At 69.1% G+C, this 23,795-nt stretch carries 20 protein-coding genes and 3 pseudogenes; 3 read left to right on the forward strand and 20 right to left on the reverse strand.

Annotated features, from left to right (window positions below; genetic code table 11):
- Positions 1-103 precede the first annotated feature (103 nt).
- The 8 genes and pseudogenes from RWE79_RS38415 to RWE79_RS38450 form a co-directional block, all read right to left on the reverse strand.
- The gene (locus tag RWE79_RS38415) at positions 104-1,546 is read right to left on the reverse strand and encodes an NF041680 family putative transposase (protein WP_475946201.1); all 1,443 of its coding nucleotides are present in this window, start codon (positions 1,544-1,546) and stop codon (positions 104-106) included.
- Between the two features lie 140 nt (positions 1,547-1,686).
- The gene (locus RWE79_RS38420) at positions 1,687-2,058 is read right to left on the reverse strand and encodes a hypothetical protein (protein ID WP_475945281.1); all 372 of its coding nucleotides are present in this window, start codon (positions 2,056-2,058) and stop codon (positions 1,687-1,689) included.
- An 85-nt stretch (positions 2,059-2,143) separates the two neighbouring features.
- Positions 2,144-2,485 (reverse strand): annotated as a pseudogene (locus RWE79_RS38425) (transposase family protein); the annotation flags it as partial.
- 145 nt (positions 2,486-2,630) lie between these two features.
- Positions 2,631-3,119 (reverse strand): GNAT family N-acetyltransferase, encoded by a 489-nt coding sequence (locus RWE79_RS38430; RefSeq protein WP_475945283.1) that lies wholly within the window; start codon positions 3,117-3,119, stop codon positions 2,631-2,633.
- A 61-nt stretch (positions 3,120-3,180) separates the two neighbouring features.
- Positions 3,181-3,727: pseudogene (locus RWE79_RS38435) on the reverse strand (IS5 family transposase); the annotation flags it as partial.
- A gap of 309 nt (positions 3,728-4,036) precedes the next feature.
- On the reverse strand, positions 4,037-4,861 hold the full coding sequence (locus tag RWE79_RS38440; protein ID WP_475945285.1) for a glutamate racemase: 825 nt from the start codon (positions 4,859-4,861) through the stop codon (positions 4,037-4,039).
- 109 nt (positions 4,862-4,970) lie between these two features.
- Positions 4,971-5,352 (reverse strand): annotated as a pseudogene (locus tag RWE79_RS38445) (IS5/IS1182 family transposase); the annotation flags it as partial.
- Positions 5,306-5,902 carry a TetR/AcrR family transcriptional regulator gene (locus RWE79_RS38450; protein ID WP_475945287.1) on the reverse strand — a complete coding sequence of 199 codons (597 nt, stop codon included), beginning with the start codon at positions 5,900-5,902 and terminating at the stop codon, positions 5,306-5,308. The pseudogene RWE79_RS38445 and the gene RWE79_RS38450, both read right to left, overlap by 47 nt.
- 144 nt (positions 5,903-6,046) lie before the next feature.
- Between RWE79_RS38450 and RWE79_RS38455 the strand changes: the two genes are divergently transcribed.
- Together RWE79_RS38455 and RWE79_RS38460 are read left to right on the forward strand one after the other, a co-directional pair.
- A complete protein-coding gene (locus tag RWE79_RS38455) occupies positions 6,047-7,633 on the forward strand; it encodes an MFS transporter (protein WP_475945289.1) in 1,587 nt (528 codons plus the stop codon).
- A gap of 319 nt (positions 7,634-7,952) precedes the next feature.
- Entirely contained in the window at positions 7,953-8,855 is a 903-nt protein-coding gene (locus RWE79_RS38460) for an NmrA family NAD(P)-binding protein (protein WP_475945291.1), read from the forward strand.
- A 282-nt stretch (positions 8,856-9,137) separates the two neighbouring features.
- Here RWE79_RS38460 and RWE79_RS38465 read toward each other — a convergent pair whose 3' ends face one another.
- Positions 9,138-10,442 (reverse strand): YhgE/Pip domain-containing protein, encoded by a 1,305-nt coding sequence (locus RWE79_RS38465; protein ID WP_475945293.1) that lies wholly within the window; start codon positions 10,440-10,442, stop codon positions 9,138-9,140.
- 199 nt (positions 10,443-10,641) lie between these two features.
- Positions 10,642-11,568: an alpha/beta fold hydrolase gene (locus RWE79_RS38470; RefSeq protein ID WP_475946391.1), complete on the reverse strand. Its 927-nt coding sequence runs from the start codon at positions 11,566-11,568 to the stop codon at positions 10,642-10,644.
- 479 nt (positions 11,569-12,047) lie between these two features.
- On the opposite strand from RWE79_RS38470, the gene RWE79_RS38475 reads away from it, so the two are divergent.
- Complete coding sequence (locus RWE79_RS38475) at positions 12,048-12,845, forward strand: hypothetical protein (RefSeq protein ID WP_475945295.1); 798 nt, start codon at positions 12,048-12,050, stop codon at positions 12,843-12,845.
- Positions 12,846-12,966: 121 nt separating this feature from the next.
- On the opposite strand, the gene RWE79_RS38480 is transcribed toward RWE79_RS38475, so the two are convergent.
- The 10 genes from RWE79_RS38480 to RWE79_RS38525 form a co-directional block, all read right to left on the reverse strand.
- Positions 12,967-14,286 carry an aminotransferase-like domain-containing protein gene (locus RWE79_RS38480; RefSeq protein WP_475945297.1) on the reverse strand — a complete coding sequence of 440 codons (1,320 nt, stop codon included), beginning with the start codon at positions 14,284-14,286 and terminating at the stop codon, positions 12,967-12,969.
- Positions 14,283-15,608 (reverse strand): (3,5-dihydroxyphenyl)acetyl-CoA 1,2-dioxygenase DpgC, encoded by a 1,326-nt coding sequence (gene dpgC, locus RWE79_RS38485; RefSeq protein ID WP_475945299.1) that lies wholly within the window; start codon positions 15,606-15,608, stop codon positions 14,283-14,285. The genes RWE79_RS38480 and dpgC overlap by 4 nt, the downstream gene beginning before the upstream one ends.
- Positions 15,605-16,294 (reverse strand): enoyl-CoA-hydratase DpgB, encoded by a 690-nt coding sequence (dpgB, locus tag RWE79_RS38490; protein ID WP_475945301.1) that lies wholly within the window; start codon positions 16,292-16,294, stop codon positions 15,605-15,607. Before dpgB ends, dpgC begins: the two co-directional genes overlap by 4 nt.
- A 56-nt stretch (positions 16,295-16,350) precedes the next feature.
- A complete protein-coding gene (gene dpgA, locus RWE79_RS38495) occupies positions 16,351-17,436 on the reverse strand; it encodes a 3,5-dihydroxyphenylacetyl-CoA synthase DpgA (RefSeq protein WP_475946393.1) in 1,086 nt (361 codons plus the stop codon).
- Between the two features lie 62 nt (positions 17,437-17,498).
- Positions 17,499-17,798, reverse strand: a complete 300-nt coding sequence (locus RWE79_RS38500; protein ID WP_475945303.1) for a hypothetical protein — start codon at positions 17,796-17,798, stop codon at positions 17,499-17,501.
- A gap of 30 nt (positions 17,799-17,828) precedes the next feature.
- Positions 17,829-19,055, reverse strand: a complete 1,227-nt coding sequence (locus RWE79_RS38505) for an MFS transporter (RefSeq protein ID WP_475945305.1) — start codon at positions 19,053-19,055, stop codon at positions 17,829-17,831.
- On the reverse strand, positions 19,042-20,085 hold the full coding sequence (locus RWE79_RS38510; RefSeq protein ID WP_475945307.1) for a methyltransferase: 1,044 nt from the start codon (positions 20,083-20,085) through the stop codon (positions 19,042-19,044). Before RWE79_RS38510 ends, RWE79_RS38505 begins: the two co-directional genes overlap by 14 nt.
- Entirely contained in the window at positions 20,082-21,047 is a 966-nt protein-coding gene (locus RWE79_RS38515) for an ATP-grasp domain-containing protein (RefSeq protein ID WP_475945309.1), read from the reverse strand. The genes RWE79_RS38510 and RWE79_RS38515 overlap by 4 nt, the downstream gene beginning before the upstream one ends.
- A gap of 34 nt (positions 21,048-21,081) precedes the next feature.
- Complete coding sequence (locus RWE79_RS38520) at positions 21,082-22,314, reverse strand: aminotransferase class I/II-fold pyridoxal phosphate-dependent enzyme (RefSeq protein WP_475945311.1); 1,233 nt, start codon at positions 22,312-22,314, stop codon at positions 21,082-21,084.
- Between the two features lie 52 nt (positions 22,315-22,366).
- Positions 22,367-23,713, reverse strand: a complete 1,347-nt coding sequence (locus RWE79_RS38525) for a phenylacetate--CoA ligase family protein (RefSeq protein WP_475945313.1) — start codon at positions 23,711-23,713, stop codon at positions 22,367-22,369.
- Between the last annotated feature and the right edge of the window lie 82 nt (positions 23,714-23,795).

Consider the following 23,795-nt stretch of genomic DNA (forward strand, 5'->3'; position numbering starts at 1 on the left):
AGCAAGCTGACCACAGCCAAGGCGGCGGACCATTCCTGGACCGCCTGGTCCCGCCGGGCCCATGCACCCGCTGTTTGACACGCCAGCTCATCTTGATCTTTATCTACCAGGATCTTCCAGGCTTGCCGATGGCCTTGAGGGTCTCGGGGCGTTTGACAGTCTTGCCGACGTCGTAGCGGGGTGCCCTGCGTTTGTTCTTGGCGCCGGGTGGCCGTCCGGGCCCAGTGCCTGTGGGTTTGGGAACACGGGTCGGGCAGGCGAGGTGAGCGCGGATGTTCCTGAACCCCCGGCGGACCCGGGCCGGGGTGATCCGGTCGGAGGCGGTGGGTTTCTCCCACGGCCGGCGGAGGTCTGCGGCGAGCGGCCGGGCAAGCCGGAGCTGGGTGTGGGCGACGATCAGAATCCAGGTCCAGCGGTCCGCTGCCTCCGGAGTGCGGAGTTTCGGGGTCGTCCAGCCAAGGGTCTGTTTTGCGAACCTGAACGTGTGCTCAAGGTCGAATCTGCGCAGGTAGACCTGCCAGCAACGGTCGATGTCGTCCGGGGCGGCGCCGGTCTTCGAGGACCACAACCACACCGGCGGAGCGTCCCGTACCTTCGACAGATGCTCGACCTTCAGCCGGACCAAGGTGCCTTCGATCAGGGGAAGTTCGCCTTCGTGGTCGAGCCAGGCGGAGCGGTGTGTGAGCCGGGGGTGGACCCGGTCCCATGCCTGGGTTTCGGCTTTCCCGTAGTTCGTGGTCGCGGTGGCGGTGGTGATCGCGGGTTCGGGCCAGGTCTCCGGCTTGGCGAAGCGGAACTCCGGGCCGTGCTTGGGCGGCCGGCCGTTGACGCCGTGCGTCCGCGGTGGCCTCGGCAGGCGCATGACGCGGTCGGAGCGGACGCGGCCGACCATCTCGACGGGCAGGTCCCGCAGCACCCAGGCCAGGCGGGTGACGTCGTAGCCGGCGTCGGCGACGATGGTGATGTCCGGGTCGCCGGGTTTCCACTGGCCCGCAGTGATGAGCCGTTCGACGACGCCTCGCAGCTGGCCGGCGGTGACGGCGGTCGCGTCGTCCGCCGGGCCGAGCCGGACCACGTCCAGGATCGCGGTCCATGACGTGGCGCCGGACTCCAACACGGCGACGAAGGAGTAGGGCCAGCCCGGAATGAACTGCGACGCCGTCTTCGCCCTGCCGTAGACGTGGCAGAACAGCCGCTCGGCCGAGCACGGCGCGTCCGAACGAAGCCACGGTGACACATCGACCGCCAGGACCAGGCGCCCGCCCTCGAAACGCGGCAGCGGCAGCCCGGCCAGCACCGTCCGCAGCCGATCGACGTCGATCCGGCCGCGATTCAGGCCGCCGTACATCGCTCCGTGCCCACGACGATGCTCGGGCAACAGGGTCAGGTCCACCGGGGACTTCACCGCACCGTCCGCACACAGCACCGCGTCCACCAACTCGAACAACTCATCGCGCCGAGCGGTCAGACACTCGTAGAACTCACCCCGGAAGCGTGACGCCTCCGCGAACGCTTCCCGCCGGACAGCATCAGGCAGCAGACTCACCCTCACGGCCTTCGTCTTGGTCACGTGCATTCCTTGGTCGGAACACACGATCAGACGAAGGCCGCCCGCACGTCCGGCGAATCCCCAGGTGAGCGACTCAGTTCGAGGTGCTGTTCGAGGCCGGCAGATAAAGAACAAGCTCATGGGATGTCTGTCAACTCCGCCAGTAGATCGGGGTCGCCTACCAGCGGCGCAAGCAGGCTCTCCACATAGCTACGGCGGGTCGCCGGTTCCATGGCTGTGACGGCTTCAGCGTGGTCCCGTAGGTGTCGTCGAACCCTGTCCAGGACCTCCTCGTGCCCTCGCGCGTCCCGCCAGGACTCCCACCTCGCGGCCTGTTGGGGTTCAGCCCGCATCAACGCCTCAAGGATCGCGTGCTGTGCGGCCGCGAGATGAGAGCTGCCGAAGAAGACGCCGTCGGGACCGTCGAATTTCCGGTTCATCACCATGCGATGCAGGGCCTTCAGATGCCACAACGAGCTGAAAGTCACCGAGACGGAATCATCTGCCACACCGAGATCATGACGCACCAGGCTCAAGGCGGACGCCGCAGGGCCGATACATGATCGGACGGACAGGTCCTAGCTCCGGCGGAGGTCATGGGCGGAGCCAGAGTCGGATCGAGGCGACGGTGACGGTGACGGTGCCGTGGAAGATGTAGCCGCGCTTGTCGAACCTCGTGGCCACGGCCCGGGAGTTCTTGAGCGCGTTGATCGTTCGCTCAGCTTCGTTCCTTCGCTTGTAGATCGTCTTGTCGAAGCCAACAGGCCGGCCGCCGTTGCTGCCGCGGCGTTGTCGGTTGTCCCGCTGGTTCTTCGGTTCGGGGATGGTGTGCTTGATCTGGCGTCGTCGCAGGTACCGGCGGTTGCGACGGGAGGAGCACGCTTTGTCGCCGCCGAGATGGTCGGGCCGCGTGCGCGGGTGTCCGCCACCGAGGCGACCGACGCCGGGAGAGGCCGCTGGCGCAGGCGATCCCCCGCCAGGGCAGAGACGGCGGCACACACGTGGCGCGCGGCGTCCAGCGGCTCCTGCACGCCAGCCACCATGCAGGCGAAGCCGGTGCCCTGCGAACCGGCACACCGCGTCATTCCGAAGAAATGCGAAACTCGAATGTGGGACGGTCCCACGGCACGGCGGGCGGGTTCGCGAGCGCGGTCCCGGTCCGCACTGCACCGACGCGGTGGTAGAAGTCCTCGGCGGGAACATGCGACACGACCTTGACACGGTCGAGCCCGGCGGCACGGGCCTCGGACTGCATGTGCGCGACGAGCAGCCGTCCAATACCGCGTCCTTGCGCTTCATCGGCGACGAACAGCAGGTCGAGCTCCTGTGGAGCGAGGACGAGCGAGTAGAACCCGAGCACCCGGCCCCCATGCTCGTCGGCGCCGACGGCTACGAAGGCACGGTGAGCTTCGATGTAATCAGGACCGACCCGGTAGCCCGCCACTGCGGCCGCGTACTTGCCCTCGTAGGCGCCTGAGCCACGCACGAGCCGCGTGAGCCGTTTGGCATCCCGCGCGACTGCCCTCCGTATCGTGATCGGCTGGCTGATCGAGGAAGCGCGTGAACTCATCGGGAGAGTATTTCGCACCGGGGAGTGCCTTCCTGCGGCGGGTCGGCAGCTCGGGCAGGCGACGGATGGTTTGCATGACCGGGATGAGCTGCGGAGCGTCGCCCCATTGGCCCGGAGTGATCAGCAGGGCCAGGGGACGGCGTCCACCCTCACCGGCGAGGTGAATCTTGCAGGTCAGGCCGCCCCGGGAGCGTCCGAGTCCCTCGTCGGGGCGGTGCTGCCGGGGCGTGCGTCTTCTTCCTGGCACTCGTGGCGGTTTCCTACGAGCCCCGGCGGCGTGCTGATGGGCCCGGCAAGAGGTCGAATCGACACTCACCATCGACCAGTCGATCCGGCCTCCCGCGTCCCGCGTCGGCATCGGCCAGGACGGCCGCGAAGATCCTGTCCCAGGTGCCGTCAGCCGACCAGCGCCTGTGCCGTTCACACACCGTCTTCCAAGGACCGAAACGCGCAGGTAGATCCCGCCATGGCACCCCAGTGCGCAGTCGGTACAGGATCCCGTTGATGACCTTGCGGTGGTTGGCCCAACGGCCGCCGCGCTGCCCGGACTTCGGCAGATGCGGTTTCAGCCGGGCCCACTCCTCATGCGTTAAGTCTCCCCGCCCCATGCTCATGCCAACGACCCCAGCCGCGACGGTCACATGATCCGCCGGACAGGCCTAGGCGTCGAGGGCCATGGCGGTGGTGATCAGGGCGAGGTGGGAACGTCTGGGGGAAGTTCCCGAGCTGCTCACCCGAGGGTCCGATCTCCTCGGCGAAGAGGTCGCGCGGATAGGCGCGGTGGGGAGCCCTGTCGCGAGACAGGCACAGGCCCTGGACGATCACGTAGTCGCCACTCTCTGCGATCATCCGGGGTCTGCCCCGAGTGGAGGTGGCTGTACGCCTGGCCGAGAAGACGCAGAAGATCTGGGGCTTGCTCAGATCGCCGCTGCAGCCATCGGGGAGCGAGTTGCGGCGGAGATGAGAATTTCGCGGGATACCCGCCCTGCTGCGGCAAGGGCGCGGCCCACTGGGTAGGCGTGGGCGCCTACCGGGAGGTTTTCGCGGCGACCGCTGAGTACCACCTCGATGGAGCCCATGGTGCTGTGCGGTTCCCTGGTTCGGTCCAATCGCCGCAGCGTTTGGCGAGCGACTGCCTCCGCGCTGTCGTACAGGGTGGTTCCGGCGGGCAGGCTCTGCAGAATCTCTGGCGCCACCAGGGGGTAGTGCGTGCATCCCAGCACCACGGAGTCGCAATTTTGAGGGGTTCGCTGGGTCGCGTCGGCGATCGCCTCCGCTGCTGCGGCCATGTCGCCGTGGTCGATCGCCTCGGCCAGACCGGGGCATGCGACACGCGCGACAGGCATGCCGTTCGCGTAGTCCGCGATCAGGCGATCCTGGTAGTCACTCGACGTGGTCCGGACGGTTGCCCACACGGCGATGCCTTGGCCGGTTGCTGCGGCCGATTTCACGGCGGGCACGGTTCCGATCACGGGTACTCGCGGTTCGAACCTGTCGCGCAGAGCGTCGATCGCGGTGACGGTGGCGGTGTTGCAGGGGACCACGATGGCCTCCGCGCCCCGCTGGACGGCCAGTTGGGCGGCGGTGAACAGATGGTCCGTGACGAAGGAGGCCGTTCTCGATCCCCAGGGGGCGCCGTCGGGGTCCAGAAGCAGAAGCAGATCGACTTCTGGGACGAGGTGCCGAAGCCAGCCTGTAGTGGAAAGGAGGCCGAGTCCTGAGTCGATCAATGCCACCGTCATGGGGTCAAGTTGCCAGCCAGGTCTTGCCACCTGGCTGGACTGGTACGGCCCATGGACCACTGCGAAGTTCCCTGAATGAGTAGGCGCGGGCGCGGTAGTCGGTGAAGGCTCACGGGCGGCGGCGGCGGGGGCGGGTCTCCCCGCTGTGAGTGGTCCACGCTCGGCGGATCAGGCCGAAAGCGTTCTGCCAGGCGTGGGTTGGTTCGACAGGCCACCTCTGACTTGCCTGGATGGGCGCGTTCTCGCCGTTGCAAGGTGCGGGTCCTGTCCGAGTCGTAGCCGGCGTCCAGGTGCAGGGTGACGTCGTCAGGCAGCGGTCCCAGGTCGTCCAGGCGGTCCAGGGTCGGGGCGAGCAGCGGGGAGTCGTGATGGTTCGCTCCAGCCAGCACGCGGCCCAGCGGGATTCCCGCACGAACGGCTCCTGCTGCCGGCCCCTCCTCCCGGTCAGCCCGTGTGCTGCCGCGGTTCGGACCGCCCGGTCCCGCTCTCGATGAGAGCCGTGCGTGCGGCCTGCAGCAGTTCCTCGGAGAGCGGGTTGCCTCGGGTGGCGCGGGCGAGGACGAGGGCACCGACCAAGGTGCAGAGCTGGGCCATGCCGTCGTCGTCGCCGGTGGCCAGTCGAGCGGCGCGGTTCCGTACTCCGTTGATGTAGGCGTGGTGGGCGCGGGCAGCCTGGTCGGGCTCACGCCCCAGGTCGGCGGCGAATCCGGAGACGGGGCAGCCCTCTCCGGGGTGATCACGGTGCCAGACCGAGAGGTACTGCTCGATCAGTGTCCGGCGGGCGGCCTCGTGCTCCCCGGCGTGCTCCCCGAGCGCCACCATCGAATGTGGCGCCTGCTCGTCGAAGGCGTGGGTGATGGCCTCGTCGATCAGGTCCTCTTTGGAGCCGAACTGCTTGTAGAACCCGCCATGGGTGAGCCCGGCGGCCTTCATCAGGTCGACGACGCTGACCGCGGTGCCCTTTTCGCGGAACGTCCGGGACGCGGTGGCTACGACGCGCTGCCGGTTCTCCTGTGCTTGTGCCTGGGACACGCGGCCCACGGGATCACCCTCCTCAGATAGATGCCGTTTGCAATCTATGGTAGTCGTCATTTAGATTACCTGCGACATCTATTTGATGATGACGCGGCCACGGCAGCCCATACGCCCGCCGATCCCAGACCATCGACAGCAACGGAGAGCTTTGTGGCATCCCCGCCTTCCCCCACCGACTCCCCGACGGCCGCGGCGTCCATACCACCTGCCGAGCGACGACTCGTTTCCGAGGCGGTCCACCGTCGGCGCTGGGCCATCCTGAGCGTGCTCCTGTGCAGCCTCCTGGTGGTGATGCTGGACAACTCGATCCTCAACGTGGCGATGAAGACCATTGCCCAGCCCGCTCCCACCGGACTCGGCTCCACTCAGAGCCAGCTGGAGTGGGCGATCAACTCCTACACACTGGTCTTTGCCGGACTGCTCTTCACCGCCGGCCTGCTCGGTGACCGGCTCGGCCGCAAGAAGGTCCTGCTTTTCGGCATGCTGGTGTTCGGCGCGGGATCCGCGCTGTCCGCGCTCTCGGACTCCTCCGGGCAGCTCATCGCCTTCCGCGCCATGATGGGCTTCGGTGGCGCCTTCATCCTGCCCGCAACCCTCGCGATCATCATGAACGTCTTCGAGCGCGACGAGCAGCCCAAGGCCATCGGCATCTGGACCGGTGCGGTCGGATTCGCCATCGCCATCGGCCCCGTCACCGGCGGCATCCTGCTGGAGCACTTCTGGTGGGGCTCGGTCTTCCTGGTCAATGTGCCGATCGTGGTCGCCGCGACGGCCGCGATGGTGGTGATCGTCCCCGACTCCAAGGACCCCAGCCCCGGCAGGCTCGATCCGTTCGGCGTGCTGCTGTCGATCGTCGGGCTGGCGCTGCTGGTCTACGGCATCATCAAGGGCGGACAGCTGGCCGACTTCACCCGGCCCGAGTCCTGGGCGATGATCCTCGGCGGCCTGGTGGTCCTCGCCGGCTTCGTGGCGTACGAGGCCCGCACCGACCATCCGGTCCTCGACGTGACCTACTTCCGCAACCGGCGGTTCTCCGCGTCCGTCGCAGCCATAGGCCTGGTCTTCTTCGCCCTCATGGGTGTCACGTTCTTCAGCGTCTTCTACAACCAGAGCGTTCGGGGCTACAGCGTCCTGCAGTCCGGTCTGCTCGTGCTGCCGCTGGCCGTCTCCCAGATGTTCTTCGCCCCGCGGGCCCGGCTGGTCGTCAACCGCTTCGGTGCCCGAGCCGTGTGCGCCACCGGCCTCGTACTGACCTCGGTGGCCTTCGCCGGCTTCCTGCTGCTCGGCCAGGACACCCCCATTTGGGTGCTGGAGATGCTGTTCTTCCTGATGGGCACGGGGATGGCCCATGTGATGCCGCCTGCCACCGTGATGATCATGTCATCGCTGCCGCGGGAGAAGGCCGGCTCCGGATCCGCAGTCAACAACACCTTCCGGCAGGTCGGCGGGGCCATGGGGGTTGCCGTGCTGGGGTCGCTGCTGTCCACCACCTACCGTCACGGCATCGATGGCCACCTGAGCGTATTGTCCGCCTCCGACAGGCACGCCGCAGGTGAATCCATCCAGGCGACCCTGGGCGTCGCCGATAAACTGGGATCGGTCGGCAGGACACTGGTGCAGCCCGCGAACGACGCCTTCATCCATGCCATGCACATCACCGCGCTGGGGTCAGCGGCCGTCGCCCTGGTCGGCGCCGTCGTCGTACTGGTCTTCCTGCCGGGCAAGGGCGAGCCGTAGCCGCTGGCGGTGACGGCTCTCAGCGCCGAACCGTCCGAGCCCAACGATGTTCACCAACCATCCCGGCGAGGGGCCGGGAGCGACCGCCGGAGTACCGCCATCATCAAGGCCCTGCCCTGGCTGTTCGCCGACGGCGCCACGGTGCGGGCATCGCTCGCAGCGCTGGCGTCGGCAGGTCACCGTCTACCGGAGCAGGCCGGGCGGAGCGGGACTCCGCCAAGCAGCGAGACCTCCGTGGCCGACGCGCTGCTGACAGCTCCGCTGACGCTCTGACCACACCTCAAGTCATGTATCCCGTCACTCCGAAGGAGATCGACCGATGGTTGCCAAAAATCTTGTTCTCATCCCCGGTGCCGGCGGCGTGGGCCGGACGGTCTTCGAGCAATTGCGTGCTCACGATGTGCCGGTGCGTTTCATGGTCCGTCGCGAGGACGAGCGTGCGGCTGAGCTGCGGGCGCGCGGCGCGGAGGTCGTCATCGGTGACCTGACCCGGCCCGAGACGGTGGCTGCCGCGCTGCAGGGCGTGGCGCGGATGTACTTCGGAATGCGCGTGTCTCCGGACCACCTGCTGGCGGCGACCGTGGTGGCCTCCGTGGCGAGGGAGTACGGAAAGCTGGAAGCCCTGGTCGAGCTGTCGCAGCTGACGGTGTCGCAGATGACCGCCACCAGCACCGGGGAGTCCCACCAGCAGCGACTGCACTGGCTTGCGGAGCAGGTCTTCGACTGGTCGGATCTGCCCGTGGTGCACATCCGGCCGACGGCGTTTCTGGACAGTCCACTGTTCACCACGATGGCGGCGCGGTCGATTCGGGAGAACGGCACGATCGCGCTGCCGTTCGGCACCGGACGTACCTCGCCGGTCGCTGTGGACGACGTCGCTCGTGTGATCGCCACTGTGCTCCGCGACCCGGATCCGCACATCGGGCAGGTCTACGAGCTGACCGGGCCGCGCTCGGTTGACATGACGGAGCTGGCCGAGGAGTTCTCCCGGGCCCTGGGCCGTCCGGTGTCCTACGTTGATGTGTCCCCGGAGCGGTGGGAGGCACAGCTCCCGAAGCTGGGAATGCCGCCGCACCTCGAACAGCACGTCGCCACCATGGCCCAACTGCACCGGGACAACCGTTACGACCGTACCGCCGACGGCGTCCAGCGCGTGACGGGCGTCCCCGCCCAGTCGGTCGAGGCGTTCGTGGCCGACCGCAGGGACTTGTACCTGGGCTGAGCCGCCTCGGCCGGGCCCTGTTGACCGCATCGGGAGAAGTGCAGATGGTGATCGTTACCTTTGCGGCTGGGCATGACGACGCCGTGGCCGACCAGCGGGCGGGGCTTCCGTGACGCTCAAAGGTGGTCGGGCACTTCTCCGCCCAGCTCTCGTCGGCCACGTCGGCCAAGCGGTGCGCCTGGTCACCCACTGGCCCGGACAACACGACCTCCGGGTCTACGACCTGCAGGTTTCTGCCGGAACGTGGTATGCGTCGGCACGCGCAGGCGGCCCTGGTGCCGATCACGGTGCCTGGCGGGCCGTTGTGGCAGGCCGCGGAACCAGGCGGTGCAGCCCCTTGCGGTCGTAGTAGCGGGTCATGGCGAACCCGAAGAGCAGGGCGACGGCGACGCCGATCGCGATCATGGCCCAGCCACGGGTCAGCCCGGCGTCAGCCCGGGCGTCGAAGTAGAGAATGGCCCGCACGCCGTCGCTCAGTTGCCGCATCGGTTCGAACAGCGCCAGGAAGCGGTAGAAGCCGGGAACGGCCTGGAGGGGAATCGTCGCCCCCGAGGACGGCAGGGCCAGGGCGATGAACACGAACATGGACACCACCTGGCCGACCCCGCCGAAGGCCGCGTTGATGGCCTGTACTCCCAGGCCCACGGCCAGGCTCGCGCAGTAGGAGAAGATCCACAGCAGCGGCAGGTGTGATGCGTCCATGCCCAGGATCACGACTGCGGCGATCATGAGCAGGCTGGTGGTGAGGGCCACGATTCCCGCGGTCATGAGCATCTTCAGCAGCAGCGTCTGCGTGCGGCTGATCGGCACGGTCGGGCGCCGGGTGTGCCAGGGCCCGATCTCGTTGTCGGTGTAGCCCAGGCCCGCGTCGACACCGCTGTTGACGATGTTTCCGCCTATGAACCCGGTGAGCACCAGGAGCAGGGTGTAGTAGAACGCGGTGAGGCCGAGGCCGCTGTGCTTGCCGATGGGATGGCCCACCTGAGTGGTGACGGTGATCGGGTCGCCCAGGAGCGCACGGGTCGTGGTGTTGGCGCCCTGGGCGGGGGCCCGGGCCGTCAGCTGTCGGCCGATCATCAGGGACGCCTGGTGAGCCGCGTTCTGGGTGATCCGGCTGGCCAGGGAAGAGCCGAGGCTGCCCAGTGCGGGGTTGGTCAGGACAGTGAGAGCGGGCCGTTCCGTGGCCCGGGGGGTCGTCAGCGCCGCCACCGAGGTGGTGAAGTCGGCTGGGATGACCAGGGCGCCGTAGACCTTGCCCGACGCCAGTTGGTCGCGCATCCGGGCCTGGCTGAGGTGGCGCCACTTCACGGTGCCTGCCGGGGTCGCTGCGACAACCGACCGGCTCAATTGCGCGCCCACGGTCTGTTGTTGTCCTGGCAGCGGCGGGCCCACGTCCATGTTGACCAGGGCGATCGGCAGTTGACGCAGATTACCGTTCGGGTTGAGGATGCCGCCCATGTAGAGCAGCGTCAGGCACACGGCCACCAGCGCGGACAAGATGGTCGGCACCAGCCAGAGCTTTCCGTGACGCGCGACAGCGGTGGCGCGTGCGAGCGATGGCTGCTGCCCGGAACCAGCTGAGGTCATGGCACTCCATCAGGGACACGGTCCTGCGCTGTCCGGACCTGGTTGCGGTGTTGGCTGTGGCGCAGGGACCGCACGCGCTGTGTGCCTCGGCAGTCCGCCCTCGGGGAGTCGGCGAGCACCGGCCGACCCTTGAGCGAAGGTGGCCCCTGTCGTCAGGGCGTCCACGATCTGAGCAGGGCGTTCTGGTGGGCTCTGCCGGTCACTGTGTACCGGTCGACCGCCTGCGGCTGACCGCAATGACTCCTGCTCCGGCGATGAGCAGTCCGCCGGCGGCAGCGGCGCCGACGAGGCCGGGAGTACTGAGTCCTGTTTCGGCGAGGGCCGGCGTGGAGGACCGCGTGCCGGCGGCGTCGCGAATGAGGTCGGTGATGGCGTCGGGGTGGGAGATCATCACGACATGGGAGGCGTCGATCTCGACGGTGTGGGAACCGGCTCGCTTGGCTTGGAAGCGCTCCAAGTCGGGCGCTATGGCCCTGTCGTTTGTGGCGACGGCGGCCCAGGACGGGATCGTCTTCCACGCGGCGGAGGTTGCCTTGTCGGTGAAGGCCGATGCGGCGACGGGACGTTGGGTTGCGGCCGCCACGGAGGCGGCCGCCTGTGGGAGGTCCGCGGCGGCGACAGCGTGGAACTTGTCGGGGGAGAGGTAGAGATCCGTTCCCGTGGTGCCGTCCGCGTTTTTGAAGGGCACCTGCACCAAGGCCGGGTTGAGTCGGCTGCCGGGGAATCTGGCGGCCAGTTGGCCAAGGACTTCGCCCTTGTCGGGCATGAAAGCGGCGACATAGACGAGTGCCTTGACGTTGGGGTTCCCGGTCGCTGCCTCGCTGATCACTGCACCGCCGTACGAATGGCCGACCAGGACGATGGGGCCCTTGATACTCCGCAGGACGCTGGCGATGTATGCGGAGTCGGTGGGCAGACCACGCAGCGGATTGGCGGCGGCGACGACACGGTAGCCGTCGGCTTGCAGGCGTCCGATGACCCCGTTCCAACTGGACGCGTCGGTGAACGCGCCGTGCACCAGCACGACGGTCGGTTTGCTGTCGGCAGCGCGAGTGTCGGTACTCGGGGCCATGGGCGCCCCGTGGGCGAAGGCAGGCGCAGACGCCGACAGAGCGGCCGCGGTCACCAATGCGCCGATGGCCGCGTGTATTCGGCGCCGCCGAGACCGCGACACAGGGGACAACGTCATAGCTGCTCTCCTTCGGAAGCACGGGCGGGACGCACGTCAGCCTGTCTGGCGTGCGCCGCACGCGCATTCGCGGCGATGCACATGAGCGAATTGCCTCGCCCATTCAGGTTCTCTCGGTGGATTCGCGGTTCAGTAGATGGGTGACCCAGTGCGGTCAGTTGCTTCCGCCCGGCGTTATGAGCGAGCGGGCGGTGACAACAGCATCAGTTCGATGCGTGTCCCGGTGCGTGTCCCGGTGGGGGCCTTGTGCTTCCCTGGCAGCGGTTCTGATGGGTGCGATGCCGCGGATCGCCGTTTTGGCGCCGGCCGGGGCCACCTGTGCATCGCGGTCGACCGGTGGACGGCATGCGGCCGGGATCTGCCGCCCGGGTGCGGATCCCGGGATTTGTGCAGCGGCTCTCCGTAGCATGACGGCCATGAGGGGGAGCTTGCCGGCGCGGCCGTCCGAGGATGCGACCACCGTGCGCTACGGGCAGCGGGAGATCCGGCCCGTCGTGATCGTCAACGCAGGCCTTCTGGCGGTATCCGCTGCCGGGCTGACGGGGGCGGCGCTGGTGGACAGCGAGGTGGCTGCGTGGATTCTGGGCGCCGTCTTCGGCCCGTGTGCGCTTTCGGCCCTGCTAGCACCGATAGCGGCAGTCGCCGAGCGCGGCCGCAGATTCGTCTTCGACGCCACGGGATGGTGGTGGTACGGCCAGGAAGGGGACACGCTCGTGACGTGGGAGTCGCTGGCAGGCGTGTGCATCTACTCCACCGGCGACGCAGCCGTCGTCCCCCGCACCGCGACGCTGGAGCTTTTCCCCCGCGGGGACTTCGACCGCGACCACCGCGTGCTGTGGCGCTGTGTACGGGACGGCGACCCGCCCGTCGATGGTCTCCCGAGGCTGCGTTACCGGATCGACGTGAATTGGCTGGCTGACGTCAGCGCGGACGTCGAACAGGCGTGCTCCCGTTGGGTACCGCCCGACCTGTGGCACGGCAACGTCCGGCAGCCCCAGGGCTACATGGGCCGCCCCGACCGCGCCGGCCACCGACGCAGACTGCGCGAGCGGCCACCGCTCGCGACCCCGCAAGCGGACTCCCCAGCCCCGTTCCCACCCCACGACGCCGTGCCGCCCGGCGACCCGCAGGACGAGGCACCCTCCGGCAGCCCCGGCAGCCCCGGCAGCCCCGGCAGCCCCGGCAGCCCCGGCAGCCCCGGCGGCCCCGGCTGACCGGCCGGCCCATGCCGGTCCACTCGAAGCGGGCCCGCCACCGCGCCCGCCGAACTGCTGACCGACGGCCCGGACAGCTACCGCGCCATAGGCCAACAGCCGGCGGGACCCGCACCCGGCGTCAGTGTCGAGCCGGCCCCGCGACCGCGTGGACGAACGCCGCGAGGCGCGCAACCCCCTCGTCGATCTGCTCGGGACGCAGATAGCTGCATGACAGGCGCAGTTCGTCGGTCCCGGCTCCGGACAGGTAGAAGTGCTCCATCGGTGTCCACAGCACGCCGAACCCGGTGGCGGAGCGATCCAGCAGGGCCGTGTCCACCCGGACGGGCAGCCGCATGCGGACGAAGAAGCCGCCGACCGGGCTGTTCCAGCGCACGCCGGGGGGCGCCGAACCCCGAAGCTCGCGGTCCAGCGCGGCCAGCAGATGCGACAGATTGCGCCGGTAGTGCGCCGCGGTCGCCGCACCCAATTCGGCCAGGGACCCGCCGTGTGCCAGGAGCATCCCTCCGATGACCGCTTGGCACAGGGGTGAGGTGTTGACCGTGACCATCCCCTTGAGGGCCGCCAGGTCGTCGGCGAGCACTCCTTCGGTACCGTCGGCCCGCACAACCCTCTGGTCGGCGACGGCGAATCCGACTCGGGCGCCAGGCAGGCACACCTTGGCGAACGTGCCCAGGTGGACCACCCGACCCGCGGTGTCGAGCGCCTTGAGCGAGGGCAGCGCGTGGCCGGGCGGGGCGGTGAATCCGTATGCCGAGTCCTCGATCAGCACCAGGTCCTCGTGGTCGGCCACAGCCAGCAGCCGACGCCGGGTCTCCATGTCCAGCACACTGCCCGAAGGGTTGGAGTAGTCCGGGGCGACGTACACCGCGCGCACCCGCTGTCCCCGCTCCCGCGCCGCCGCACAGGCGCTCCGGAGAGCGTCGAGGTCCAGTCCGGTGGCGGTCTCCGGGACCGGCACCATGTCGACGTCGAGCACTCGGGCGGCGCCCATCATGCCGACGAAGGCGGGTTCGACGACCGCCAGCAGATCGTCGCGCGAGCGGCACAGCGCGCGCAGGGTGAGCAGCATGGCCTCCTGCGCGCCGACGGTCACCACCACGGACCGGGGGAGTACATCGATGCCCGTGTCGCGGCGGAGCGCGTCGGCGATCAGGTCGTTGACCAGGCCCCGGCTCGGCCCGTACTCGTGCATCAGGTTGCGGGCCTGCCCGGCTGTCATGCCCCGGTTCTCGACCAGGTGCCTTTCGTAGCGCGTGGCGTACGCGGTGACGTCCACGTCGGCCAGGTGGGCCAGGTGCGGGGCACCCGGGGCGAAGGAGATCGCCGACGGGTACCGCGACATCACCTCATTGAGGAAGCCGATGGAGCCGAGCACCGGGTCGTTCAGGCTGGCGTGCAGGTCGCCGGGCGCCAGCGCGAAGCCGGCCGCCGTACTCATGGCCGCCCACCCGCGCGTGACCAGGCACGCTCCACCTTATGGATGACATCGGGGCTGTAGAGCCGGGTCGCCTGCACGTAGGCGAACTCCGCCAGGTACGCGCGGAACAACTCCGGAGGCTCCTCCGCCAGCGTCAGCATTGCCCGATTCGCCACGACGGCCGGGTTGTCCAGGGCCAGCACCGCCTCCTCGACCGCGGTGTCCATCTCTTCGGGCGCCACGACCTGGTCGCACACCGAGTCGGACCGTGGGTCGCAGGCCGGGATCCGGTCGCCCCAAAGGATCACCCGGCGGGCCTGGCGGCTGCCGGTGAAGCGGGCCAGGCGCAGATTGCCCGCGCCGGGCACGATGCCCTCTTGCGCGGCGGGCAGTGAGAAGAACGAGTCCCGCTCGGCGATCACCCGGTCGAGGACGAGGAGTAGTTGCATGCCTCCGCCGATGGCGAACGAGTCGACCGCGGCCACCCACGGCTTGCTGACGTCGTCGCCCCCGGGCTGGTGCAGGCCACGCTGGATCTTGCTGATGTAGCCCATTTCGCGCTGCATCAGGAAGCCGATGAGGGAGATGCGTCCCTCGTGCAGGTGACGCAGGTTGATACCGGCGCTGAATACCCGCTTGCCGGCGTACCTGGGATGCGTCATCACCCCACCGCGCAGCACGCCGACGTGGATCTGGTCGTCGAGCAGTGCCAGGTCGACCGCGGTCTCCATGTCCGCGATCAAGGTTTCGTCCTCAGCGTTGAGGCAGTGTCCGTTGTGGACGGTCAGGTGCGCGGCAGCACCCCGGCGCTCCACGAGAACCGACTCCAGCTGCGCCCGGCCGGTCGAGATGAAGTCCGCAAGCAGCTCCACTGCCCGCCGTGACGGTGTGCGCATCGCGTCGGCCAGGTGCGCGCCTGCGACGGGGTCGCGCAGGACCGCGCGCAGGAAGAGCCCCTGGTCGATCTCCAGGCCCTCCTTGTGCGCCTGGATGTGCTCGCGCTCGGCGGCGAGCTGTGCCTCGGTGGGAACCAGACCGGGCCACTGCTCGCCGGCGGTGGCCATCAGTTCCGGGAGCTGGACGTGGCGGGTCCGGTCGCCGGTCAGGCGGGCGTACACGGATCCGGCGTGCCGGTCGAGGAACACCGAGCGCACCCGGCGGGCGCTGGTCAGGACCCGGTCGGCCACGGCCTGCTGCCGCTCGTCGCGCTTGGCCCGGGGCGGCAGGTCGGCAAGCAGCCCGTCGGCGGCTGCGGCGTACCCGGCCAGGGCCGCCGCGTCCGCGTCGAGGTTCCCGGTCACGAGCGGTTCGGAGGCGAGCCCGGTACCGGTGGAGGTTGTCACGTCCGCACCGCCCGGAGTTCACCCGCGCGAACCCGCCGCAGTTCGCGGTCGCACGCGGCGAGATGGGTGCCGAGGGCGTCCTCGAAGGTGGTGTCGGGTGCCTCCAGCAGCAACCTGCGCCGTACCGCCAACTCCGGTCCGGACACGGTACGCAGCGCGGCCAACGCTTCGTCGAGCACCGCCTGCGGCTCGTCGGTGACCTCGTCGATCAGGCCGATGGCCACAGCACGCTCGGCGGTCAGTTCCACCCCGCCCAGTACGATGCGCCGACTCCAGCCCGCGCCGAGCTGGTTGACAAGCCGGTGCAGTGCCATGCCCGGCCAACAGCGGCCGTCGTTGCGCGGTAACGCGATCCGCAGGTCGGTAGTGGCGATGCGCACGTCGGCCACCAACAGCATCTCGGCCGCGGGCCCGGCGCAGACACCCTCGGCCACGGCGACGATCGGGGCGTCCAGCCGCTCGACGCGGCGCAGCGCCCGCTCCCACTTGTTGACCGCGTGCACCACGGTACCGGGGCCCGGCCACGACGCCGCGGTGGACGGCCGCAGGGTAAGCACCAGCACCGCGCCGGCGCCGGCGTCCTCCACCCTTTCCCTGGCGGCGTCGAGGGAGGCGGTCAGTTCGGACAGGGGCCGCCCGTCCACCTCCACCCGATAGTCCGTGATCAGATCGTTCCCGCTGGTCATCGCCTGAACTTCCTCTCGCTCCGTCGCCGTTTCCGCCGTTGTGGTGTCCGCCGCGGTCACCATCGCACCAGCGCCGTCTCGATCGTCGATCCCGGCCCCATGGTCATCAGCACCCCGATGTCACCCGGCTCCACCACTCCCTCGGTGGCCAGGCGCTCGTAGGAGAACAGGAAGGAACCGCTGGAGAGGTTGCCGTAATCCCGGAGGACGCCTGTGGTGTGGCGTACGTCGTGCTTGGTCAGGCCAAGGTTGACCCGGACCGAGTCGATGACCTTTTTGCCGCCGGAGTGCACCAGCCAGTGGTGGATGTTCGCCCGGCGCAGGCCGGCTCCCGCCAGCAGGGAACCCACAGCCTCCTCGGCGTGGGCGCCGACCACGTAGGGCACGTCGCGGTCGAGGAAGAAGCTGAACTTGCCCTCGTCGTCGTCCCAGTCGTAGCGCATGGCGTCGGCGGCCTCGGGGATGATCCGGCTGGAGAAGCCCAGCAGCGCGGGGCCGTGGGTGCCCTGGCCGGGTTTGTCGCCGGCGCGGACAAGTACCGCCGCGGCGCCGTCGCCGAACAGGCTGTTGACGACCGACGTGCGCATGGTGCCGTCGAAGACGTAGGCCGAGGAGCAGGACTCCACGCACACCATCACGGCCAGTTGTCCCGGATGTGCGGCGGCCCAACCGGCCACGGCGGTCAGTGCGTTGAGCCCGGCGTTGCAGCCCATGCCGACCACGTCCAGCCGTGAGCAGTCCACCGGGAGTCCGAGTTCTTTGATCAGCAGGGCGCTGAATCCGGGGGTGAGGAAGCCGGTGGAGGTGACGCAGCACAGGTAGCGGATGTCGGAGAGGTCGGCACCCGCTGACTTCAGGCAGGTCTCCAGGGCGCGGGAGCCCATGTCGATGCCGGTGCTGACGTGCTTGCGCAGCAGTTCGCCCTGCGACTCGACACGCCGTGTGCCGTCCGGCCCCTGTGGCGGCAGGGTGAGATGCCGTGTGCTGATCGCGCTGTTGAGGAAGACGGAGCGGATGCGCTCGTCGGTGACATCGAAGATGTCGAGGATGTCCTGCTGGGAGTAGGAGTGCGGCGGCACCGCGGTGCCCACCGAGCGAATCCGGGGCAGCGCCCCGGACAGTCGTTTGCCGTTGTCCATCATCGGCCTGGTGCCGAGAGGTTCGAGCACGACAGTCATGCGTCCTCCGGTGTTGCGGTCGGGGGTCAGTGGGCCAGGACGGCGAAGCCGCGGTAGCGGGGGATGCGGTGACTGGCCGCGATGCCGTTGGTGCTCTGCGACATGCTGATCTCGACCCTCCTCTCCTGGTGGTGGTCAGTTGGCCGACGGGCCGGACGGGCCGGACGGGCCTGACGGTCCGACAGGCCCCGGCCGGTGGCCCGGTCGGTGACCGGAAGCAGCGACGGGGTCCAACCGGCGGGCGCACGGCGGTGGTTGTGGTGCGCGCGGACCGTGCCTCGATCCCCCCTGAACGGGGTTCCACGCGCGTATTCCGCAGTCGTCACGTTCGCGCTCCGCCCCGGCACGAGTCCACCTCACACCGTCTGCCGCGCGGAGACCGCTCGGACGATTCCGAACCCGGCGCCGCCGAAGCCCACCAGCACGATCACGGACACCGCCATGCCCGACGTGGTGGCGGAGGGCAGCAGGCCGCCCGCGTTGCGCACGATCCAGCCGGCGGCCACGTTGCCCACGATCTCGCCGACCGCGCTCATGATGGTCACCAGCGACAGCATCACGGCAACCTGCTCCTTGGGCACGACCTTCCCGGCGTCCACCTGCGCCTGTGGCAGGGCGAGGCATTCGGCGAAGGCGAACAGCGCCAGACCGGCCATGACCAGGACGACCGACGAGGTGAACGACAGCAGCACCCCGAGCCCGCAGGCGACCGCGGCCCCGGCGTACACCTGCGCCTGCCCGGCTCTGGCCAGGACCGGCATCATGGCCAGCTGGATCACGATCAGCGCCAGCGGCTCGAAGCTCAAGAACATCTCGCGGTAGCTCGACAGGCCCGCGTTGACCTGGTCGTACAGCAGGAACATGGTCATGATGAAGCCCATGGCGAAATACGCGACCAGCGTGTAGGCCAGCACTGTCGCAGGGCCGCCGCGTGCCAGCAGCCCGATGCTGCCTCCGATGGTCAGCCGTTTGGCCTTCCCGGTGTCCGAGTCCAGCCGACGCGCCACCAGGCCGGACCAGGCACCGCCCGCCAGTTCCAGCACAAGCAGCGTCGTCAGCGCCAGCCGAGCCACGTGGAGCTTGTCGGCGGCCTCGGCGATCAACGGCGCCAGCAGAAGTGCCGCGTTCATGATGACGAAGAACAGCTGGAACGCCTTGCTCCGGCCCTTCTCGGTGGTGGCGTCGGTCAGCAGCACCCGCACCGCCACCTTCGACACGCCGCGGCCGAGTCCGGCAAGCACCGCGAAGGTGAAGAGTCCGGGCGAGTGCACCGTGGCCAGGAGCGCGAGGAACCCGGCCGACTTCAGCAGCGAGGAGATCGACAGCATCCATCCGCTGCTCAGGCCACGGAAGGCGATCGGCACGACGATCCCGCCGACGAGCGAGGCGACGACCTGGATGGACAGCGCGAGGGAGAACGACAGCGGGGAGACCCGGGTCCCGCCGAAGACCGCCACCGGCAGCAGGGTCAGCACGGTGGTCATGTCGATGTTCGTTACGAACGTGAAAACCAGCGCGGCCAGGACCGACCGGCGGTCGCCGGTCTCCGCGGTCCGCGGGGTCGTCGTCTCATCGACCGACATGCGACTTGCCCCTGTCCGGTGCGGGAACGGACATCTCCACCACCGACAGCGAGGTCCCGGTAGCGGTGATCGCGGCGGGCAGGAACCCCGCGGCGGCGCCGAGGGCGGAGAAATCCGCCGCGGTGCGTTCCCGGCCGGCCATCAGAATCATCATCAGCACGTCCAGGGAACGCCCGACCGGGACACGCCTGTCGTCGTCGAGCACCATGTCGACCACCGCCACCCGCCCGCCGGGCGCCAGCGCGTCCCGGCAGTGGCCCAGTACCCGCAGCGCGCGTTCGTCGTCCCAGTCGTGCAGGACGCGCTTGAGTACGTAGACATCCCCGCCCGCCGGGACCCCGTCGAAGAACGAACCGCGTTCCACCCGGGCGCGCCCCGCGGCGATCAAGGCGGCCAGCGCGGGCACCACTTCGGCCTTCTCCCGGGGCAGCTCGAACAGGACGCCGCGCGCTTGCGGACCGGCCGTCAGCAGCGCCGCCAGCAGCGACCCGTCACCGCCTCCGACATCGACCACGGTCTCGCCCGGCCGCAGCGTGATCGCCGCCGCCAGTCCGCCGTCCAGGTCGCGCGAACCGTCGCGCATCGTCGCGTCGAACAGATCGCTGATCTCCGGTGACCTGGCGAGCCACTCGAAGAAGCCCTCCTGGTGGGTCAGCTCGAACGCCGGTGTACCGGTGCGTAGTTGCTCCACCAGACGGTCCCAGCTGTGCCAGTAGCCCTCCTGCAGTTCGCAGCGCACCCAGTTGGCGATCCCGTCCGGCGCGTCGCGGCACAGCATCCGGGATGCCTCCGTGCCGACGTAGGCGCCGGACGCTTCGAGCCGCAGCACCTCGGCCACCACCAGGTGGTCGACGACCCGGCGCAGCAGGCTGACGTCGGTGCGGGTCTCGGCCGCAAGCTCGGCGGCGGTCATCGGGCGCCGCTCCAGCAGATCCGGGATACCCAACTCGGTCACCGCGTAAAGGCACTTGCTGGTGCGGTAACCGGTGATCTGCCCGATCAGCCGACGCCGGACCTCCTCGCCGTTCACAGCTCTCCCGTCCCGGCCAGCATCCGGCCGGCCCACTGGAAGAACGCGTCGGCCACCTTGGTCCGCGCCGGTTCGGGCATCAGTGAGAACCCGGCCATGGCGGTGCCCCACTCGCCCATCACCGGTCCCTCGGGGGTCATCAACCAGTCCACGTGCAGGTAACTGGCCGACAGACTCTCGGCGATCCGCAGGCACATCTCCCGGATGCCGCCGATGTCGGGGTCGATCTCCGCGACGCCGCCCAGGCGCAGATTGGCCCGGTAGTTGCCCTCGGCAGGATGGCGCAGCAGCGACACCAGCACCTCGCCGTCGACCATCATCACCCGCAGGTCGCCGGTGATCGGCAGGCACTCCTGCACCAGGTAGCTCTGGCCGGTCTGGGCGACCACGTCCAGCGCGGCGGACAACTGCTCAGGGGTCTCCACCCGCAGCACCGCCGTGCCCATCCCCATCTCACGGGGCTTGACGATGTACGGGCCGTCGCCGATGACCTCGCGCACCACGGACAGCCCCTGGCGCGCGTACCGGCCGAACGGTACGGCCACCGTCCGCGGGGTCGGCACACCCAGCGCTGCCGCCCTCAGCATCATCGCCAGCTTGTCGCGCTCCAGGCACTCCGGCCCCTTCAACGCCCGGTTGAGCAGCACCGAATCGCCTGCCTCCACCGTTCGGTAGACCGCCCGCAGGAAGTGGGTGGACTGCGGGTCGGCGCTGACGTCGTCGACGATGTAGCACTGCCTTCGCTCCAGCAGGTCCTCGCCGCGGTGCAGCAGCCGCGGCCGGTCGGCCACGACAGGGACGAGTTCGTTGGCCGGCAGGAACCGGAAGGTGAAGCCGTTGCGTTCGGCGGCGGCGGAATACTCCCTGGTCATGTTCTCCTCGATGACGGCGAGGTAATCGGGCGCCAGGTCGTCGGGGTGGCAGATCCAGGTCAGTACGGGCTCGGCGGGCCGTCGGGTCATGTCTCCTGATTTCTGCGCGTCGGGGAGGTGCGGGTCAGCCGAGATCGCCGAGCACCTCGGCGGCACGGACGATCTGTTCGTCGGTGTGCAGCGAGGAGACGGCGAATCGCACCAAACCGGTCCCTCGGGCGACGGTGGGGTAGAACGCGGGGGTCACCAGGATCCCGGCGTCCCGGAGCCGTTCGGCCGCGGCAAGCGCGCCGGCCTCGGAGGAGAACACCGCGCCGCGTACCGGCGAGCGCTCGCCGGCGTTGACGAGCCGTCCCTTCGTGTACCGGTCGAACAACTCGGCGTTGTGCCATAACCGGTCCTGGAGCGGGACCACCGCGCCCTCGGCGTGCAGCCGGGCAGAGGCCAGGTTGGCGCTGGCCATGGGGAGTGCGATGGGGCCGCCGAAGATCAGCGGGTTGCCGAACTTGCGCAGCACCGTGGTGTCCGCGCTGTCACGCAGCACGCTGAATCCGCCCGCTCCGCCGAAGGCCTTGGACAGCGAACCGACCAGGATCACCGAGTCGGGCAATGCCGCGCCGAACGCCTCGTGCGCGTAGCCGCCGCCCTGGGCACCGGCGATCGACATCCCGTGCGCGTCGTCGACGTAGAGGTAGCCGCCCGCCGCCGCGGTGAGGGTGTTGAGTGCGACGACATCGATCAGCCCTCCCATCGAGCCGATCCCGTCGACCAGCACGATCGGGGTCCGGCCGCCGTCCACCGCCTCGTCGAGCAGGCCGGCCAGCCGGTCGGTGTCGTTCGCGTCGAACCGCTTCACCGGACCGAGCTGCTCGTAGATGCCGCGCAGTATCTGTATAGAGGCGTGCGCGGTGCGCTCCACCAGGAACATCGGTCCAGCCTCGGCCACCGGGTAGCTGGGCAGCGCGTTGGCCGCCAGCAGTGGCAGCACGCCGAGGTGGACGTTGCCGACGGAGGTGAAGGCGGTGACCGACCGCAATCCGTAGATTTGGTCCAGGACCGACTCCAGTTCCTCAAGGTCGTCCAGCCGCATCCGGGTCCGTGAGGACGCGAAGTGCACGCCGACGCGGTCGATGGCCTCCTTCGCGGCGTTCAGGAGTTGGGGGTGCACCTCCAGGCCCAGATACGAGCAGGAGACGAACTCGACGGCCTCGGTGCCGTCGGCCAGCTCGACCACCTTGCCCCGGCGGCCCCGGAAGACGTGCGAGGTGAGCTCGCGTCGGGTGGCGATGGCGAGCGCGTCGGTAGTGCTCTGGAGTCGGTTGGTCAGCCAGTTCTTGGAAATCTCCAGTAGAGCCACAGGTGTCCTCAAGTGAGTGGAAGGAGTTCGGGTTCCGGGCGAGGGCCGGCGGTTACAGCTCGACGAAGAACGGGGTCTTGCCGCGACTGTTGCGGGCAAAGTCCGCCGCCGGAACGTGTGCCAGGGTGAACCCGTTGCAGGCCGGCATGCCGAAGACCCGGCCGAGGTGATAGCCCTCACGCAGCCGGTGGAGCACCTCATCGTCCGCGGGCCGGGCGGCGAGACGGTCGGAGAGCAGCAGGGTGATGACGAACCCCCGGTCGGAGGCGCGCCGCACCTGGAACTGGCAGTCCGCCGGGTCGGTCACACCGAAGGCGCGCAACTGCGCCATGACCAGGTCCTGGGAGATCGTGGCGCCGTCGACGTTGAGCGAGCGCGGCACCCGTCCGGTCAGCGTGATCCGCGAGGCGTGACTGCCGCAAACGCAGGCACCGGGGGCGTGGCGTATCGCGCGGTCGCCGATCCGGTAGCGCACCAGTGGCATCCCGGTGTCGGTCAACGTGGTGGTGATCACCTCACCCTCTTCACCGTCGGCCACCTCGGTGCCGGTCTCCGGGTCGACCACCTCAACGTGGATCGCGTCGTCGTGCACATGGTGGGTTCCGTCGCCCTGGGACGGGCACTGGTAGCCGATCGGACCGGTCTCGCTGGTCGAGTATGAGAGCGACCGCACCCGCAACGCCGGCATCGCCGCAGCCATGACCGCCGCGCGGGCCGCCCCGAGGTTCTCGCCGATGTAGAGGTAGGTCCGCAACGACGCAAGCGGCACCAGGTTCGCCGGGTCGGACAGCAGGTCGGCGCCCATCGCGGGCGAGCCGACAAGCGTGTCGATCCGGTGTTCGCGGATGACGTCCAGTAGTTCCGCCCGACGCATCGAGGTCCCGATGGGGAACGTCTGCGCGCCGAGGCTCCGGGTGAGGTCCTGGGCGAAGGAGAACGCCCCGTTCAGCTCACCGGGGTAGAGGCAGTTGGCCACGCGAACCGGCGCGGTCGTCAGCGCGGCGCGTACGCCGCGCGCCCCCAGATGTGCGACCCGGTCGTTGAACTTCCAGGAATGGTAGAGGACTTTGCGCTTCCCGGAGGTGCCGCTGGAACGCAGCACCATGCCGGTGGTGACGCTGTCGAGCACCATGCCGGTCACGCCGGGCGGACACAGGTCCTCCAGCGCCTCCGGCGACATGAGGGGGAGCTCGCTCAGGTCGTCTGCGGTACGAACGGACTCGATACCGGGCCAGATCGCCGCCGCGGCGGGACGGGCCGCGATGGCGGCCACCGTCGCCACCAGGTTGTCGCGACGTAAGCGCGCCAGTTCCTCGGCCCCGAGAGTGTCCAGATCGTCGGATAGTCGGAATTTTGAATTCTGTGAACGTAAAATACCCTCGGATAATATTGACTCCACAATCCCCCACCATTTCTTACGGGATTATCCGGACTGCTCTATTCCGCGCGGGTGCGAGGGCCGGGCCGTCCGTAGGGCGGCA

It is taken from the genome of Streptomyces sp. RLA131, from assembly GCF_056270125.1.

What these genes read in the sequence shown, in the direction of transcription:
- RWE79_RS38505 (WP_475945305.1), bottom strand. Translation starts at nt 19,055, where the DNA reads ATGTCGGTCGATGAGACGACGACCCCGCGGACCGCGGAGACCGGCGAC.
- RWE79_RS38475 (WP_475945295.1), top strand. Translation starts at nt 12,048, where the DNA reads ATGAGGGGGAGCTTGCCGGCGCGGCCGTCCGAGGATGCGACCACCGTG.
- RWE79_RS38440 (WP_475945285.1), bottom strand. Translation starts at nt 4,861, where the DNA reads ATGACGGTGGCATTGATCGACTCAGGACTCGGCCTCCTTTCCACTACA.
- RWE79_RS38480 (WP_475945297.1), bottom strand. Translation starts at nt 14,286, where the DNA reads ATGAGTACGGCGGCCGGCTTCGCGCTGGCGCCCGGCGACCTGCACGCC.
- RWE79_RS38465 (WP_475945293.1), bottom strand. Translation starts at nt 10,442, where the DNA reads ATGACCTCAGCTGGTTCCGGGCAGCAGCCATCGCTCGCACGCGCCACC.
- dpgA (WP_475946393.1), bottom strand. Translation starts at nt 17,436, where the DNA reads ATGATGGACAACGGCAAACGACTGTCCGGGGCGCTGCCCCGGATTCGC.
- RWE79_RS38515 (WP_475945309.1), bottom strand. Translation starts at nt 21,047, where the DNA reads ATGACCCGACGGCCCGCCGAGCCCGTACTGACCTGGATCTGCCACCCC.
- RWE79_RS38460 (WP_475945291.1), top strand. Translation starts at nt 7,953, where the DNA reads ATGGTTGCCAAAAATCTTGTTCTCATCCCCGGTGCCGGCGGCGTGGGC.
- RWE79_RS38430 (WP_475945283.1), bottom strand. Translation starts at nt 3,119, where the DNA reads ATGAGTTCACGCGCTTCCTCGATCAGCCAGCCGATCACGATACGGAGG.
- dpgB (WP_475945301.1), bottom strand. Translation starts at nt 16,294, where the DNA reads ATGACCAGCGGGAACGATCTGATCACGGACTATCGGGTGGAGGTGGAC.